The sequence below is a fragment of the Helicobacter monodelphidis genome (genome assembly GCF_003288845.1).
Taxonomy (GTDB): domain Bacteria; phylum Campylobacterota; class Campylobacteria; order Campylobacterales; family Helicobacteraceae; genus NHYN01.
This window is the reverse complement of the sequence record NZ_NHYN01000074.1, coordinates 1-795: the sequence shown is the minus strand read 5'-3', so window position 1 is coordinate 795 and position 795 is coordinate 1. Positions and strand designations below refer to the sequence as shown.

At 33.7% G+C, this 795-nt stretch carries 1 protein-coding gene; it reads left to right on the top strand.

The genetic code is table 11. The features are described 5' to 3' along the window. The coding region (locus CCZ01_RS10590; protein ID WP_112053040.1) for an LPD3 domain-containing protein at positions 1-795 on the top strand (795 nt) is incomplete at both ends.

The window sequence follows — 795 nt, the reverse complement described above, 5'->3', positions numbered from 1 at the left end:
TCATCCAGTATTTAAAAAAGAACAAGAATTAGCAGACAAGTTAGCAAGATATGAGACATTAAGGATAGAATTTGCACAAGAGGCAAAGAATGCTAAAAAGGGAGAAAGCGGAGAGGTTAAAGAAAAAGTATTTGAATTACACACAGATGGCGTGAAGACTTACAAACAATTAAATGAGGAATTTAAAGCCACGATAACACCTATCTTAAACACAGATATTACAAACAAAGAGACAGGTATTATTGCAAGAATTTCAAGTAATGAATCTAAGAAAATGATTAGTAAAAAAGCTATTGATAAAACCTTAACGAATGGCTTTAGTAAGGAAGAGCATTTTAAGGTAGCTGAAAACATTAAATATCTTTTTGTAGAGTCTAAACTAAGAGAGAAGCACCCAGATGAAAAAGGGCGGAAAGAAGTAGCCAATATTTTACGATTTGAAAAAGAAGTAGAACTAGACGGAAATAAAGCAATCGCTAAAATTACAGCATTTGAAAAATATGAAGGGAATAATAAAATCTATAGCTTAGAGTTAGAAAGTTTGGAAAAGCCCATATCCTCAAGCCAAAGTGCGAATAAGGCAGATATGGCAGACTTTACCAAGCACACTTCCGAAGCACCGCACAATCCATCGGGCGAATTCATAAAATCTGATACCCCCAATTCTACCACAAATAAAACCCATATACAAGATGATATGCAAAATGAGACATCTCAAATCATAGAACTTGCAAAAAAAGACTTACTCAAAAATGGAAACTACAACCTTGATGAGTTAATGGATAAGGTAGGTTT